This is a genomic window from Bacillus sp. F9_6S_D1_P_5 (assembly GCF_054823925.1).
Genome location: NZ_JBTREW010000004.1, coordinates 181,785 through 195,454, shown reverse-complemented (window position 1 = coordinate 195,454; position 13,670 = coordinate 181,785). Strand labels below are relative to the sequence as shown.

Here is a 13,670-nt window from a genome sequence, read left to right as displayed (position 1 = left end):
CTTTTTGTATTTAGACTTTTAGCCGAGTATCTATCATTTCATAATTATTTTTCATAATCATAAAATGATGTTTTTCATGTATAGCTAATAGTTGAATAGATTGAATGAGATTAGGATAGTGAGCAATTGGATCGAAAAATACGATATGTCCTGCAATATTTTCTTCTATATTTTGAACTAACTTTTTTATTTCATCTGTTTCACGTGCAAGTAATTCTTCTAATTCAATTACATTCATAGAGCGATAGACTTTTTTTGAGGGGATTAAAATCCAAGGTGCTTTCATTCCTTTACCATGCTTTTCTTTATATGCGGCATAAATGTCATGTATGTCAGTTGCAAATGGGGCATTTTTTCTTAGTTTTGCATAAGGGATAAGAGTGAGAGAGAATTTAATCGCTACTTTGAGCATTTTTGCAATTAAATATAAGTGATAAAAGTGTTCACCAATAGACCATTTTTTGTCCTCTTTCCTATACCATAGTTGTTCTTGTGATAATGAATGGAGATGAGGAAGGAACCCGTTTCTTTGTTCATGTAATGTATGAAAATGTATTGAGATATTTTCAGATTTCATATTTTCTTATCCTCCACGATTTTTCCTAATTATAACATTTTTCGTGTGGATGTAAGTAAGCCTAGAGCAATCTGTTCTAGGCTTACAATGTATCAATTAATCATACTTATGTCGATCTTCCGTAATTCGAATATATTCAATATCCATTAAATCTCGTAGTAATGCACCGTTACTTAGTTCAATTCCATGTGTCTCTTTAAAATGTGCACGAATCGCCTCTAACATTTCGATTTCTTTTCCATTCACATCTAAAATAATGCGTTCAGAATCATCCATGTAGCACCCTCCTTTTTTAAACATACATATTTTGCCCGTCTATTTCTAAAAAATGTATGTTAACCTAAAGTTAGGAAATAAGAAAGGAATGGAAAATGAGACGTATTTATGTTGTAGGATTAATTTTGTACACGCTAATTGTATTACACGTTGCATTCCCAAATATCTTTTCATTTGAGGGTGTAGAAACAGTACACGTTGGGATATTGATCTTTATTCTATTTGTAGTAGATTGCTGTATTTCAATATGGCTTTCGAAAAGAAAACATGTACAAGATAAAAAAGAAATGGAACGCAAAAAGAGAAAACGTTCATTTTGGATGAAGACGTATTGCTTTTCTTTAGCAATTGCTGCTGCTTTTTTTAGTGAGCATATTCCGTTAGAAAGATTAAATATTGGATTTGGAGCGTTCGTATTTGCATACTATTTTTTCATGCACTTTCTTCCTTATATGAAAGAAAAGCGAGGAGAAGAGGAAGATCCGCTTGTAGAAGAAGCGAGAGAACAAGAGCATAAGAGAATAGAAGAAGATATAAAGAAACTTGGAAAACAAAAATGGTATTTGAAATCAAAAATCATATACGTTCTTTGCTTTATTACGCCGCCAATTGGTTATTTGTATGTATTCTGCCTTCGTAAAAAAATGACAGAAGATGCAAAGCAATCTTATTTAACGGTAGCTACGATCATGATGGCACTGTGGTCCTTAAAATTTCTTCCGCCTTATGTGTTGGCGATCGTTATTGTTGTTGTGGTTTGTTTTGTGTTTATAGTGAAATATGTAAAATGAAAAACACCAAGCCGATGTGGACTTGGTGTTTTATTTATAAATTAAAGATCACCTTGCTCCTCATCACCACGAACAACAAGGACATCGCATTTCGCATAGCGAATAATATGTTCAGAGACGCTACCAATTAGGAAACGTTCAACAGCATTTAAACCAGTTGCACCACACATAATTAAATCTACTTTATGATTTGGAGCAATTTCTTTTGAAATTTTAGATTTAGGATTACCAAATTCTAATACAGTCTCAATTTTTTCAAGGCCAGCTTCAAGTGCAGTTTTTTTGTAGTCTTCTAATAAGTCTTCTGCAAATAGATTTGCACGTTCAGCAATTGCGCGGCTATAAGCTTCTACTGCTGAGTATGCTTTCACATCAACGATATGAGCAATTGTTAATGTTGCATTGTTGCGTTTTGCGACTTGAATTGCTTTTTTAAAGGCTTTTTCTGCTTCTTTAGAACCGTCCACCGCGATTAAAATATTTGTATATGTATTATTCATAGTAAATTCCTCCCAATCATTTTTATTACCGTTTACAACTTTATTATAAAACAAATTTTGGTAATGTGCTTGCCAGAAACGTTACAGAATTTTGAAAACTTTATTTTAATTCATTTTAGTTGTAATTGGTGCGAGAACTTGTTACATATGAACTATAGCAATTTAAAAGAAGGAAACAACAGTAAGTAAAAACATAGGTAAACCTCGACATGCGTAGTAAAATCTAGGCTTGATGACTGTATAAAGAGAAATATTTCAAACATCGTCATCGTACACAAAGATAGTTTTTTGGTTTTGGTTACGACTGGTTTAAGGGATTTCTTCATAAGAGGGGACTCAAAGTTATCATTGTTACTAATGAAAAGTTGTCTTCACAAGAAGAAATTGTTCAAAATTTAATATCTATCATTCATATATGTAGTTGTAGAATATATGGATTGAGAAAATATCGAGGGATGAAGAGCTATGAAAAAAGCCTATCTAATAGAGATTAAACCGACAAATGAACAAATAACCAAGATCCATCAAACGATTGGGGTGTGCAGATATGTTTACAATCTATATCTATCTAAAAATAAAGAGATATATGAATCCGAGGGGAAATTTCTTAGTGGCTATGAATTTTCTAAATGGCTAAATAACATTCATACAAAAGAGTGCGACCAGTGGATTAAAGAAGTGTCGAGCAAAGCGGTAAAACAAGCGATTATGAATGGAGATAAAGCTTTTAAGCGATTTTTTAAAGGTTTATCTAAGTTTCCGCAATATAAAAAAAGAAGAAGCAAGATGTGAAGTGCTACTTCCCTAAAAACAACAAAACAGATTGGACAGTAGAAAGGCATAGAGTAAAAATCCCCACAATTGGTTGGGTAAGGTTAAAAGAATATGGATATATCCCTAAAAATGCAACTGTAAAAAGTGGCACAGTATATCAAAGAGCAGGAAGATATTTTGTATCTGTACTTTGTGAAAGAGCAGAAATAAGGGTAAAACCAATGCTGAATAAAGTAGGTTTAGGGATTGATTTAGGGCTGAAGGATTTCGCTGTACGTAGCGATGGAAAAACTCATAAAAATATAAATAAAACAGTAAAAGTAAAAAAGATAGAAAAACGGTTAAAACGTGAACAACGCTCTTTATCACGCAAATTTGAAAATATAAGAAAGAGAGGTGAACAACCTGTTGCTAATAAGAGAGCGAATATAGATAAAAACATTCTTAGGGTGCAAAAACTACATGCCAGGCTAGCGAATATTCGATTAGCGTATGTAAAGTCTATTGTAAATGATGTGGTGAAAACCAAGCCAACGTTTATTACAGTAGAAGATTTGAATGTGAAAGGTATGATGAAGAATAAGCATCTATCTAAAGTAATTGCGAAGCAGTGCTTTTACACATTTAAAACATGGTTGTTAACGAAATGTGAGGAATATGGAATCGAACTACGCCAAGTAGATACATTCTATCCCTCATCAAAGTTATGCTCATGTTGTGGTCAAAAGAAAGCAGACTTAAAGCTATCCGACCGAGTATATGAATGTGACTGTGGTAATGTAATGGATAGAGATTTGAACGCGTCAATCAACCTTTTTCAAGCAAAAATATATACAATACTAACGTAAATAGCTTGTATATATGTACGGTGGGCTACATCGGAATTTACGCCTGTGGAGTGTCAAAGCAAACTGTAGTAGCGAGTTAGTGGCGAGACAGGACACAGAGAAGCAGGAATACTCTAAGAATGTATATTTGTCTATATTTTTAGTAGCAGGCATGTTTGTGAGACACGCGCTCATTACAGCCGGTACGAAAGGTTTAGGAAAGCAAGTAACAGAAAAGTTATTGGCTAAAGGTTATTCAGTAACAGTAACATATCATAGTGATATAGCAGCTATGGAAACGATGAAAGAAACATATAAAAATATGGAAGAGCGTCTACAATTCGTGCAAGCGGATGTCACGAAAAAGGAAGATTTACATAAAATAGTAGAAGAAGCGATAAGCCGTTTTGGCAAAATTGACTTTTTAATTAATAATGCTGGTCCATATGTATTTGAACGAAAAAAGTTAGTCGATTATGAAGAAGACGAATGGAATGAAATGATTCAGGGGAATTTAACAGCGGTATTTCATTTATTGAAACTTGTCGTTCCGGTTATGAGAAAACAGAACTTTGGGCGTATTATTAATTACGGATTCCAAGGGGCAGATAGCGCGCCGGGGTGGATCTATCGTTCAGCTTTTGCAGCAGCGAAAGTAGGACTTGTTTCATTAACGAAAACTGTTGCTTACGAAGAAGCAGAATATGGAATTACTGCAAATATGGTATGTCCTGGTGATATTATTGGTGAAATGAAAGAAGCGACAATTCAAGAAGCACGTCAGTTGAAAGAACGTAAAACACCAATTGGTAGATCTGGAACAGGCGAAGATATCGCAAGAACGATTTCGTTTTTATGTGAGGAAGATTCCGATATGATTACCGGTACAATTATTGAAGTAACTGGTGCAGTAGATGTTATTCATAGACATCGATAGAGTGAAATAAAGTGAAGTTTCGAATGATTGGACAGTTTATCCTTTATGCTGATAGGTGCGGATAATACTGTCCTTTAATGTAAAATTAAATCTATCGGAAAACTTGTATTATTTTTTGTCAAATATTGAGATATTATGTTAAAATATAAGAGTGTAGAAAGCGCTTTAAAAAATGATTCAGGGGTCATTTCATAACTCAAGGGGGAACTAATAATGCGTATCGGTATTCCAACAGAAATTAAAAACAATGAAAACCGCGTGGCAATGACGCCAGCGGGAGCAGTACATTTAGTACAAAATGGTCATGAAGTTTTTGTTCAAAAAGGAGCAGGTTTAGGGTCTGGCTTTACGGATGAAGAATACGTACAAGCTGGTGCAAAACTTGTTGAAACTGCTGAAGAAGCATGGAATCAAGATATGGTTATGAAGGTAAAAGAGCCAGTTGCAAGTGAATACGGTTATTTCCGCGAAGGTTTAATTTTATTCACATACTTACACTTAGCTCCAGAACCAGAATTAACGAAAGCATTAATTGATAACAAAGTGGTATCAATTGCATACGAAACAGTACAATTAGACAATCGTTCATTACCATTACTTGCACCTATGAGTGAAGTAGCAGGTCGTATGTCTGCACAAATCGGTGCACAATTCCTTGAGAAAAACAAAGGCGGTAAAGGTATTTTACTTGCAGGCGTTCCAGGGGTAAAACGCGGCAAAGTAACAATTATCGGCGGTGGTCAAGCTGGTACAAACGCAGCGAAGATTGCAGTAGGTTTAGGTGCAGATGTAACAATCATCGACTTAAGTGCAGAACGTCTTCGTCAATTAGATGACATTTTCGGTAACCAAGTAAAAACGTTAATGTCTAATCCATACAACATTGCAGAAGCTGTAAAAGAATCTGACCTTGTTATTGGTGCGGTATTAATTCCAGGTGCAAAAGCGCCAAAACTTGTAACAGAAGAAATGATTCAATCAATGGAACCAGGTTCTGTCGTTGTAGATATCGCAATTGACCAAGGTGGTATTTTCGAAACAACTGACCGTATTACAACTCATGACAACCCAACTTACGAAAAACATGGAGTTGTTCATTATGCAGTTGCTAATATGCCAGGTGCGGTTCCACGTACATCAACTCTTGCCTTAACAAACGTAACAGTACCATATGCAGTACAAATTGCTAACAAAGGCTACAAAGAAGCTTGCCTAGGCAATACTGCATTATTAAAAGGTATTAACACATTAGATGGATATGTAACATTCGAAGCAGTTGCAGAAGCGCACGGCTTACAATACGCTGATGCGAAAGAGCTTCTTGAGAAAGCTCCTGCTTTATCATAATAGAAATACATGTAAGCCCCTCCTTTTGTAAGGAGGGGCTTTTTATTTAGGCTAATTGTCTAGTTTCTTTACAATTTTCAATCCGAACATCATTGTAAAGAAAAGAATGCCGAACAAGTAATATAAGGCATACTCAACTCGTATCATCGAGTTTTTGTCAGTGATATATAAAATAAATAGTATCGCAGAGCCGACTAAATGAGAGAGACCGAAAATTTGCGCTATAAGTTTTAAACTCATCTTCTCAATTCTTTCATCCATCTCAGGTAATGGATATTTCTCGGAAACGCTCTCTTTTTTCTTAAAGAACATTCGTTTCACTACTAATAGTATCAAGGAGAAGAGTATGTATACGCCAGCGAATAGAAGGACAGAACTAATCTTTTCTTCGTCATTACTATTGAAATAAAGAAAAGATGATCCTAACAATAAAATGGTAAGATGTGAAATGAACTTTTGATTAGAAGTATTTTTCATTCTTTTTCCTCCCCAGTTTTATCTAATTGAAATAAATCTTCTACTTTACAGTTGAAAAACTCACATAATTTCAATGCTAATTCTAAACTCGGGTTGTATTTATTCTTCTCGATAGCGATGAGGGATTGTCTAGTGATTTGAACAGAGGAAGCTAATTGTTCTTGGGTGATGTCTCTAACGACGCGGAATTGTTTCACCTTATTTTTAATCAAATATACAAATTCTCCTTTTTGTAAATTTGTTACAATTATTATATCCATTTTTAGGAAATAAGTAAATAAAACTTTACAAAAAGTAAACAAAACTTTACGTAAAATATAGCTTGTTAAAATGTTATTTTTTGTGATAATTTGGAATTAAATGAAAAAAGAAGTCGGAAGAGGAGATTCAATGGGGAGCAAAAAGAGAAAGAAAAAGCAAGCTAAAAGACAAAAGTATATAAAGAAAAAACAGGAACAGAACATACCTCTTTCACAAAAAATAGTCATTATGATAGAAAAAACATTTCGGTATATTTGTATGGCTCTGTATGTGATTTTGTGTATGTATTCATTTGGAGTGTTTTACAGTTTTGAGATAACCCCCAATATTATTGAGAGCATTCTAGAATTTACACTTGTCGTAATAGAACTAGCCTTATTCGTTATACTCTTTGCTACAATATGGCCTAGTCATGAAAGTAAGAAAGATAAGCAAAGAAAAATGAGCAAAAAATCTTCATATGCTTCAAGCTCATCAAGTGGATTCGGTGAATACAGTAGCAACGATTGTAGCAGCTCAAGTGATGGTGGAGGAGACTAAGCTAGTTTTTCAGAAAAATGATTAATGAAAGGGTGAGACGAAAAATGGAGACTGTGAATTTATTAGAATTAACAAGGGATATTCAAGATCAACATAAAAACTTCGTCGTTTCAAATGTAAATAGTCATTGCTTACGAATCGCTGTATTTACTGGCGAATATGATTGGCACTATCATTCTAATTCGGATGAATTATTTATTGTACTAGAGGGAGAATTACTTATCGATTTTGAAGATGGAGAAACGGCGGTTTTAAAGCCGAATGATTCTATTTTAATTCCAGCGTGTACGATTCATAGAACGAGAGCATTAAAGAGAACGGTAAATCTTTGTTTTGAAAATATAGAGATTGATACGATTAAAGTGGAGCAGTTATGAAAAAATTATCTGTAGCTGAGTATAGAAAAATCCTTCCGATTTTAGAAAGTCATACAAAAACGACGACGTTTGCTTATGCGGTATGTGACCAAATGATAGATGGTGAGATTTTTGCCAACGAGGAGTTAACAGCAGGATTAATTCGTACAGCTAACGGTATCTATTATTTATTTGGTGATACGGATGATCAAAATTATAACGGAAATTTATTTTTGTATTTAAAAATGGCTATTGAAAAAACAAAGAAGAGATTTACACTCTTCACTTCGAATGACGAGTGGGAAATGATGATTGAAGAGCGTTTTAGTAATGTGCTTCGTAACATCCCGCGAATGAAATTTCAAAGCGTAACCTTTGAAGAGAAAAAACGAGATTGTAACAAAAATATATATGAAGTGAAGCGTATTGATAGAAGAGATATAGAACGAAGCAGTGAATTTACCGAGGAGTACTACAAAGAATATTGGGGATCAAAAGAAACGTTTTTAAACGGTGGTTTTGGATTTTGTATAGAACAAGAGGGAATGATTGTAGCGGAATGTGTTTCAATATTTAGTGGGAATGGATTTGCTGAAATTGATATTGTGACGCATAAAGCATATCAAGGAAAAGGATTAGCCCAAGCTGTTGCAACACGGTTCATTGAACATTGCATGCAAAATGATATTACACCGTGCTGGGATTGTTATGTAGACAATATTCCTTCGCAACAATTAGCTAGTAAATTAAGTTTTAATAATCCAATAGAATATAGATTGTTTGTACGTAAGAAAGCGGGGGAATAAAAATGAATGTGGAGTTAACGAGATTTAAAGTGAAACAAGGTAAAAGTCATCGGGTAGATGAATGGATGCAGCTTCTTAATGACAATATGAAAGAAGTACTTTTGACACTAAACGACGAAAAGATGTACGTTGAGACAATTTTCCGGGAAATAAGAGATGGAGAAGAGTACTTATATTGGTATTCTGTGCAAGGAGAAGGCGGGGCTCTTGTCGAAAGTTCTCATCATGAAATTGATAAAAAGCACTTAGCATTTTGGTATGAATGTATTGATGCGGCAGTACCGTCTGTTGATATGAAAACAGAAGTTGTTATGATTCAAGATGTTGTGAAGGAAGCGATGAAATAATAGAATAGTATGTCGGAGAGAAGCGCATCAAAATAGATGTGCTTTTTTATTTTGAAAAAAATTAAAGAAAAGCTGTATACATTTTACGCTCTCAAACGTTGAGTATATAGAGAGGAGAGCTAGATGAGCCATGATACGTTTGAATCGTTATTAATAGAGAAGTCAAAAGCAGTGTTTGGATACTTAATTAAGATTGGAGCAAACCGAAAAGAAGCAGAAGATATTGTACAAGATACGTTGTATAAAGCTTTATTGCTTATGGAGGAAATACCGTTAGAGTATTTAACACCGTGGCTCTTTAGAGTTGCGATCAATCAGCATCGAGATTTATATCGAAAAGAAAAAAGACTAAATCCCATTGCGATTGAATCGGTTGTTCTTATTGGCCAAAAGTCATTAGATGAAGTGCTTTTAACAAGTGAGTTGCAAGGAGAAGTACAAGAAATATTAGAGACGATGACGGAGGATTATCGTCATATTTTACTGTTGAAATATGAATATGAACTATCTTATAAGGAAATTGCCATTTTATTAAGTATGAAAGAAGATACAGTAAAAACAAGTTTGTACCGTGCAAGAAATCAATTTAAAAAATTGTATAGGAGGAGAAATGATGAGTCGGAAGGACTTTGATTTGAATATGAATGATAAGCAGATGAAGACTTTGATGAAGAGAGCGAAGAGGAAGCAGTTTTGGAGAAATTGGCTTATTTCTATTTGTGCGTGCATTATTGTTATAGTAACTTTGTTTTTGGGTGCAGCTTACTTCTCACAGCAAACGTTTAGAAAAATGGAAAGAGAAATGAATGCACTACATATGGTTCAAGGGCCTAATATACGTTTCAGCGGAAGCATGTATTTAAGTCTTGGTATGACAGGAAGTACAGTAATATATAACTCTTATAAAAATATAGCTGGTCAACCAGTGAAATGGGTAAATGATATATACGAATCTGGTATATGGGATTATAGTATGAAGCACTACAATGGTGAGCTTGTTAGTTTGGATGAGGAAAAAAGAGGTGAAGAGGCTGTTACGATACCAGATTATAATGTGCAAACAATGCAAAGGGAAATGAGGTTTTATTTACCTTTCGTTACTTATAAAAATTATGTGAATGACCTGAAAAATATTGGCGATTTGCAAAACAAAGTTGCAGAAGTAGCCTTATCTTTTGATAAATCGTATACAGCTGAACAAATTACTGAAATGCTTCCGAAAAGTGTACAGCCAGTTTGGTTTTGGGTAGATACATATAATGAAAAGAAAAGTGATTCTTATGTAGGGTTAAAAGATCCTAAAAATGGCGCAATATTAAATGCGGAAATGGCTAGCAATGTTTTTGGATTTGAAGGGAGTTATGCAAAAGTAAAAGAAGATGTGAAAAACGATTTAACAATAAACTCAAAAGAGTTTCTATACCAAATGAAGTATTTAGCAAAAAATAGTGAAGGTATACCAAGTGATTATTTTGAACAATATTATAAAGAAATAAAAAACACAAAACCAAAAGACCTACCAATATACGGTGTAGTTGTAACAGGTAAAACAGAGGATTTACAAAGTTTACAAGGAGCACCATATATTAAGGCTTCTGTTAGAGGTGTAACAGTTGAGAAATATTAATTACAAGAGATTAATGAGAATAATCAGAAAACTTATGTTATAATATGGGAAAAGGAGGTTCATATGAGGCAAATACATGGAGCAATTTATATTTATATAACAATGTTTTTCGTGGCGATATCCTATGGATTAGGGCACGTGTATTCGCATCCTATACTAACTTTTTTAAGCGGAGCATGTATGGCGTTTGCGCTTCTTGTCCACCTTTTCTCAGTTTGGATCGTGAAATTTCAATTAAATATTAGTGAAATAGAAGAAGGCACTTTCTAAGTGGCCTTCTTTTTTTAATAATATTTTCGAAGTTCTTGTAGCAATTTTTCAATTTCATATTCAGTTTCTTTACACATAGACATTGTACGTAATCTGAAAAATAAGCTACGTAAGAAAGATTTTATATTTCCGTATAGAAATTCGTATGATTCAATATGTAGCGTTGATTTTTGAACTTGTAATTGAGCTACTAAATCATGCAGGGCTAATAGGAGCACCTCTTCCTTTAGACCATTTTGTAGCATTGCGACAATCGGATAAACGAGGCGCTCGTCTTCTTCATATTTGTAGTAAATAGAATGGACACAAACTTTGTTTAATAAAGTTTTTAATATCTCTTCGTAATGTAAAGTTTCTAGTTTAGGACTATGAACAAGTGCTTCAAATGTATCGGAAGCATGAGCGATACTATGTGCCCAGCCGTGGTCTTGCACATATCCGCGGAAATCATGCTCGTTGTTCATATATAGAATTAATTGATCTTTTACAGTTAAAATATCATTCTGCGATAAGAAATTATATTTTGTATCAGCATCAATAATGAGCGCGATTAATAATGTTGTAAATGCGCGGGTAAATACCGCATCTTCGTCATCCGAATGAATTTTATACAATAAATATTTTTCACTAATGCTTTCTAATAATAGTTTCTGTAAGTGTTTGTGTGAAATGTAGTCTTTTTTGATGAGATGATAAAAAGTAGAGTAAATGAGCTTGTCTCTTAAATAGCTATCAGTAACACCGATATGTTTAAGCATATTGGAACTTAAAGAATCCATGTTAATTGTGTTATCCAGTATGTAATTATTATTACGAATTTCTTCTAACTGTTGTTGTAACATATAAACCCCCTATTTTAGAAAATTCTGTATTTTTATAATATAATAAGGGGAAGAAATAGACAATAAATAAGTACTTTTGAATGGAGGGGCATGATGAAGAGAGCATTATTCTTTTTCATTAGTATTTTCTTTTTAGGGAGTTGTTCGATTTGGTATGTTACTTTTTCTAGCGAGAGCAAAAGTTGGACGGGACAATATAAAGGCTATATTAAGGACGACAGTGAAGATGGAGTGTTTACGTTTCAGTATAAGGGCGGAGATGGGAATACAGAATTTAAAAATTTAGAGATTGCTATTAATGGAGCCTTTAGCACAATGACACAAACGTCAGAAAATCATAAAGGAGCAAAGATTGAAATGAAATCATCTTGTGTAAGTTGTGCGCCTTTATCTAAAGATGAACCGATAGAGGTTGTGATTAAATGGGATGATAAGTATGAGGAAAAGATGGTGTTAAATTTGAAATAGCCTAGAGTAAGGAGTTAAAAATGAATAGGCATATGAAAAAATTAATGTTTATAAGTGTATTTCTAATCATATTATCAGCGTGTACTACAAAACGAGTAGAGCAAGTAGCAGTAAAAAAAGTACCTGAAGAAGGGTATGTCATACTAAGAAATGGTACGGTGTTTTTTATCGGTGGTAAAACGTTTGAAACGAAAGTAGAGCTGCAAAATTATATAGAACAACAAATGAATACAGATTATCCATCACATATAGTCCTAAGTTTTAAGGTTAAAGATGCATATAATAAACTAAAAACAGGGGATAAAATAAAATTATGGTCTTCTCAAACGCTTGAAAGCTATCCAGCAAAAATGATTGTAGAGAAGTTTGAAATAATAGAGAAATAGAAAAAAGGCAGCAATCACGCTGCCTTTTTTCTTATTTCACAAATTGTAATTCTTTCGGGAATTTTGTTAAAATTTCTGATCCGTCTTTTGTGATGTAAATATCATCTTCAATACGAACGCCACCTACGTTCGGTACGTAAATACCTGGCTCGATTGTGAAGACCATACCTTCTTTTAATGGAGACTCGTTACCAGCTTTTACATCTGGATATTCGTGTACGCTAATTCCAAGTCCGTGACCAAGGCGGTGCGGGAAGAAGTCACCGTAACCTGCATCTGCGATAACAGAACGAGCAGCGTTGTCGATTGCGCCAAGTGTAACACCTGGTTTACATGCTTCAACTGCTTGTAGTTGTCCAGCAAGTACAGTGTTATAAATGCGAGTTTGTTCTTCAGAGATGTCACCAAATGCCACTGTACGTGTAATGTCAGAGCAATAACCATCAATGATTACGCCTAAATCAAATAGTACGAAATCGCCGCGTTTCATTTTGTTTGCACCTGGAATACCGTGTGGAAGAGCAGAGTTTGCACCTGCTAATACCATCGTATCAAATGACATTTTATGTATACCTTTTGTTTTTAATTCGTGTTCAATAATTGCTAATACTTCTAGTTCGCTACGATCTTCTTTAATTGCATTTACACCAACCTCAACAGCATAGTCCGCCATTTTAGCTGCTTCGCGTAAAATAGAAAGTTCTTTTTCATCTTTAATTAAACGAAGTTCACGAACTTTTTCTTCAGCTGATTTGAAAGATGCATTTGGGAATAGTTTTGTTAATTCTTCGTAGCGCTCTACGTTTAAATGTTCTTTTTCTATTGCAACTGCGTTTGCATTGATGCCGCGGTCTTTAATTGCTTTTGCAATCATATCCCATGGTCTGTCAGTATCGGTAAATCCGATAATCTCATGTGCCCAGCCAGCGTTACGCGCTTGACCTTCTTCCATTTTAGGGCAAATTAAAATAGGCTCTTTTTCTTGGAATACAAACATACCAAGGAGTCTTTCGTGTGGTTCACAGTGGAAGTTTGTCATGTAGAAGACGTTTGGTGTAGAAGTTAAGAACGCAGCTTCTACGTTTTTTTCTTTTAGCCATTGCATTAAATTTTCTAATCTAGCATTCATCGATTGGCACCCCCGAGATATTTAATTACAAATATAACTTTACATCGTAGGAAAGCGTTATGACAAGTAAATCGATGTTAGAAAAGACAGGGAATTGAAAAATCATGTAGAATAAAAAGTGAGAATGTGAAT

General features: G+C 34.2%; 19 protein-coding genes and 1 pseudogene. 13 read left to right on the top strand and 7 right to left on the bottom strand.

Annotated elements, in window-relative coordinates; all coding sequences use genetic code 11:
- Positions 1 to 10: 10 nt before the first annotated feature.
- Positions 11 to 577, bottom strand: coding sequence for a DinB family protein (locus ACUXEY_RS07450; protein ID WP_461300391.1), 567 nt, complete (start codon positions 575 to 577; stop codon positions 11 to 13).
- 96 nt (positions 578 to 673) lie between these two features.
- Positions 674 to 853, bottom strand: a complete 180-nt coding sequence (locus tag ACUXEY_RS07445; protein ID WP_461300390.1) for a ProA domain protein — start codon at positions 851 to 853, stop codon at positions 674 to 676.
- Positions 854 to 948: 95 nt separating this feature from the next.
- On the opposite strand from ACUXEY_RS07445, the gene ACUXEY_RS07440 reads away from it, so the two are divergent.
- Positions 949 to 1,644: a hypothetical protein gene (locus ACUXEY_RS07440; protein WP_461300389.1), complete on the top strand. Its 696-nt coding sequence runs from the start codon at positions 949 to 951 to the stop codon at positions 1,642 to 1,644.
- A gap of 41 nt (positions 1,645 to 1,685) precedes the next feature.
- Here the strand turns inward: ACUXEY_RS07440 and ACUXEY_RS07435 are convergent, their stop codons facing one another.
- Positions 1,686 to 2,144, bottom strand: coding sequence for a universal stress protein (locus ACUXEY_RS07435; protein ID WP_001066672.1), 459 nt, complete (start codon positions 2,142 to 2,144; stop codon positions 1,686 to 1,688).
- A 465-nt stretch (positions 2,145 to 2,609) separates the two neighbouring features.
- Here ACUXEY_RS07435 and ACUXEY_RS07430 point away from each other — a divergent pair.
- The 3 genes and pseudogenes from ACUXEY_RS07430 (at position 2,610) to ald (ending at position 6,029) form a co-directional block, all read left to right on the top strand.
- Positions 2,610 to 3,766 (top strand): annotated as a pseudogene (locus ACUXEY_RS07430) (RNA-guided endonuclease InsQ/TnpB family protein).
- A 151-nt stretch (positions 3,767 to 3,917) separates the two neighbouring features.
- Positions 3,918 to 4,682: an SDR family oxidoreductase gene (locus tag ACUXEY_RS07425; protein WP_429600661.1), complete on the top strand. Its 765-nt coding sequence runs from the start codon at positions 3,918 to 3,920 to the stop codon at positions 4,680 to 4,682.
- Positions 4,683 to 4,895: 213 nt separating this feature from the next.
- Positions 4,896 to 6,029: an alanine dehydrogenase gene (ald, locus tag ACUXEY_RS07420; protein WP_016718657.1), complete on the top strand. Its 1,134-nt coding sequence runs from the start codon at positions 4,896 to 4,898 to the stop codon at positions 6,027 to 6,029.
- A gap of 51 nt (positions 6,030 to 6,080) precedes the next feature.
- Here ald and ACUXEY_RS07415 read toward each other — a convergent pair whose 3' ends face one another.
- Positions 6,081 to 6,506 carry a hypothetical protein gene (locus tag ACUXEY_RS07415; protein ID WP_166703006.1) on the bottom strand — a complete coding sequence of 142 codons (426 nt, stop codon included), beginning with the start codon at positions 6,504 to 6,506 and terminating at the stop codon, positions 6,081 to 6,083.
- Positions 6,503 to 6,766: a helix-turn-helix transcriptional regulator gene (locus tag ACUXEY_RS07410; protein ID WP_166703005.1), complete on the bottom strand. Its 264-nt coding sequence runs from the start codon at positions 6,764 to 6,766 to the stop codon at positions 6,503 to 6,505. Before ACUXEY_RS07410 ends, ACUXEY_RS07415 begins: the two co-directional genes overlap by 4 nt.
- A 130-nt stretch (positions 6,767 to 6,896) precedes the next feature.
- On the opposite strand from ACUXEY_RS07410, the gene ACUXEY_RS07405 reads away from it, so the two are divergent.
- From ACUXEY_RS07405 to ACUXEY_RS07375, 7 genes are all read left to right on the top strand, one after another.
- Positions 6,897 to 7,307, top strand: coding sequence for a hypothetical protein (locus tag ACUXEY_RS07405; protein ID WP_078417767.1), 411 nt, complete (start codon positions 6,897 to 6,899; stop codon positions 7,305 to 7,307).
- A 44-nt stretch (positions 7,308 to 7,351) separates the two neighbouring features.
- On the top strand, positions 7,352 to 7,684 hold the full coding sequence (locus tag ACUXEY_RS07400) for a cupin domain-containing protein (protein ID WP_166703004.1): 333 nt from the start codon (positions 7,352 to 7,354) through the stop codon (positions 7,682 to 7,684).
- The gene (locus ACUXEY_RS07395; RefSeq protein ID WP_461300388.1) at positions 7,681 to 8,469 is read left to right on the top strand and encodes a GNAT family N-acetyltransferase; all 789 of its coding nucleotides are present in this window, start codon (positions 7,681 to 7,683) and stop codon (positions 8,467 to 8,469) included. The genes ACUXEY_RS07400 and ACUXEY_RS07395 overlap by 4 nt, the downstream gene beginning before the upstream one ends.
- Before the next feature lie 2 nt (positions 8,470 to 8,471).
- On the top strand, positions 8,472 to 8,816 hold the full coding sequence (locus ACUXEY_RS07390; protein ID WP_461300387.1) for a DUF6176 family protein: 345 nt from the start codon (positions 8,472 to 8,474) through the stop codon (positions 8,814 to 8,816).
- 123 nt (positions 8,817 to 8,939) lie between these two features.
- Positions 8,940 to 9,449 (top strand): RNA polymerase sigma factor, encoded by a 510-nt coding sequence (locus ACUXEY_RS07385; protein ID WP_461300386.1) that lies wholly within the window; start codon positions 8,940 to 8,942, stop codon positions 9,447 to 9,449.
- Entirely contained in the window at positions 9,430 to 10,443 is a 1,014-nt protein-coding gene (locus ACUXEY_RS07380) for an anti sigma factor C-terminal domain-containing protein (protein WP_429600593.1), read from the top strand. The genes ACUXEY_RS07385 and ACUXEY_RS07380 overlap by 20 nt, the downstream gene beginning before the upstream one ends.
- A gap of 63 nt (positions 10,444 to 10,506) precedes the next feature.
- Positions 10,507 to 10,713, top strand: a complete 207-nt coding sequence (locus ACUXEY_RS07375) for a hypothetical protein (protein WP_001248905.1) — start codon at positions 10,507 to 10,509, stop codon at positions 10,711 to 10,713.
- A 14-nt stretch (positions 10,714 to 10,727) separates the two neighbouring features.
- On the opposite strand, the gene ACUXEY_RS07370 is transcribed toward ACUXEY_RS07375, so the two are convergent.
- A complete protein-coding gene (locus ACUXEY_RS07370) occupies positions 10,728 to 11,555 on the bottom strand; it encodes a DUF2785 domain-containing protein (RefSeq protein WP_461300385.1) in 828 nt (275 codons plus the stop codon).
- A gap of 93 nt (positions 11,556 to 11,648) precedes the next feature.
- On the opposite strand from ACUXEY_RS07370, the gene ACUXEY_RS07365 reads away from it, so the two are divergent.
- Both ACUXEY_RS07365 and ACUXEY_RS07360 read left to right on the top strand, forming a co-directional pair.
- Positions 11,649 to 12,023: a hypothetical protein gene (locus tag ACUXEY_RS07365; RefSeq protein WP_166702999.1), complete on the top strand. Its 375-nt coding sequence runs from the start codon at positions 11,649 to 11,651 to the stop codon at positions 12,021 to 12,023.
- Positions 12,024 to 12,043: 20 nt separating this feature from the next.
- Positions 12,044 to 12,409, top strand: a complete 366-nt coding sequence (locus ACUXEY_RS07360; protein WP_461300384.1) for a DUF3221 domain-containing protein — start codon at positions 12,044 to 12,046, stop codon at positions 12,407 to 12,409.
- A 31-nt stretch (positions 12,410 to 12,440) separates the two neighbouring features.
- Here the strand turns inward: ACUXEY_RS07360 and pepQ are convergent, their stop codons facing one another.
- Positions 12,441 to 13,538 (bottom strand): Xaa-Pro dipeptidase, encoded by a 1,098-nt coding sequence (gene pepQ / locus ACUXEY_RS07355; protein WP_461300383.1) that lies wholly within the window; start codon positions 13,536 to 13,538, stop codon positions 12,441 to 12,443.
- Between the last annotated feature and the right edge of the window lie 132 nt (positions 13,539 to 13,670).

Bases quoted from the DNA above. Each gene is read 5' to 3' on its own strand.
- ACUXEY_RS07435 (WP_001066672.1), bottom strand. From the start codon at position 2,144: ATGAATAATACATATACAAATATTTTAATCGCGGTGGACGGTTCTAAA.
- ACUXEY_RS07375 (WP_001248905.1), top strand. From the start codon at position 10,507: ATGAGGCAAATACATGGAGCAATTTATATTTATATAACAATGTTTTTC.
- ACUXEY_RS07390 (WP_461300387.1), top strand. From the start codon at position 8,472: ATGAATGTGGAGTTAACGAGATTTAAAGTGAAACAAGGTAAAAGTCAT.
- ACUXEY_RS07440 (WP_461300389.1), top strand. From the start codon at position 949: ATGAGACGTATTTATGTTGTAGGATTAATTTTGTACACGCTAATTGTA.
- ACUXEY_RS07415 (WP_166703006.1), bottom strand. From the start codon at position 6,506: ATGAAAAATACTTCTAATCAAAAGTTCATTTCACATCTTACCATTTTA.
- ACUXEY_RS07400 (WP_166703004.1), top strand. From the start codon at position 7,352: ATGGAGACTGTGAATTTATTAGAATTAACAAGGGATATTCAAGATCAA.
- ACUXEY_RS07360 (WP_461300384.1), top strand. From the start codon at position 12,044: ATGAATAGGCATATGAAAAAATTAATGTTTATAAGTGTATTTCTAATC.
- ACUXEY_RS07395 (WP_461300388.1), top strand. From the start codon at position 7,681: ATGAAAAAATTATCTGTAGCTGAGTATAGAAAAATCCTTCCGATTTTA.
- pepQ (WP_461300383.1), bottom strand. From the start codon at position 13,538: ATGAATGCTAGATTAGAAAATTTAATGCAATGGCTAAAAGAAAAAAAC.
- ACUXEY_RS07410 (WP_166703005.1), bottom strand. From the start codon at position 6,766: ATGGATATAATAATTGTAACAAATTTACAAAAAGGAGAATTTGTATAT.
- ACUXEY_RS07380 (WP_429600593.1), top strand. From the start codon at position 9,430: ATGAGTCGGAAGGACTTTGATTTGAATATGAATGATAAGCAGATGAAG.
- ACUXEY_RS07450 (WP_461300391.1), bottom strand. From the start codon at position 577: ATGAAATCTGAAAATATCTCAATACATTTTCATACATTACATGAACAA.
- ald (WP_016718657.1), top strand. From the start codon at position 4,896: ATGCGTATCGGTATTCCAACAGAAATTAAAAACAATGAAAACCGCGTG.
- ACUXEY_RS07365 (WP_166702999.1), top strand. From the start codon at position 11,649: ATGAAGAGAGCATTATTCTTTTTCATTAGTATTTTCTTTTTAGGGAGT.
- ACUXEY_RS07370 (WP_461300385.1), bottom strand. From the start codon at position 11,555: ATGTTACAACAACAGTTAGAAGAAATTCGTAATAATAATTACATACTG.
- ACUXEY_RS07405 (WP_078417767.1), top strand. From the start codon at position 6,897: ATGGGGAGCAAAAAGAGAAAGAAAAAGCAAGCTAAAAGACAAAAGTAT.
- ACUXEY_RS07425 (WP_429600661.1), top strand. From the start codon at position 3,918: ATGTTTGTGAGACACGCGCTCATTACAGCCGGTACGAAAGGTTTAGGA.
- ACUXEY_RS07385 (WP_461300386.1), top strand. From the start codon at position 8,940: ATGAGCCATGATACGTTTGAATCGTTATTAATAGAGAAGTCAAAAGCA.
- ACUXEY_RS07445 (WP_461300390.1), bottom strand. From the start codon at position 853: ATGGATGATTCTGAACGCATTATTTTAGATGTGAATGGAAAAGAAATC.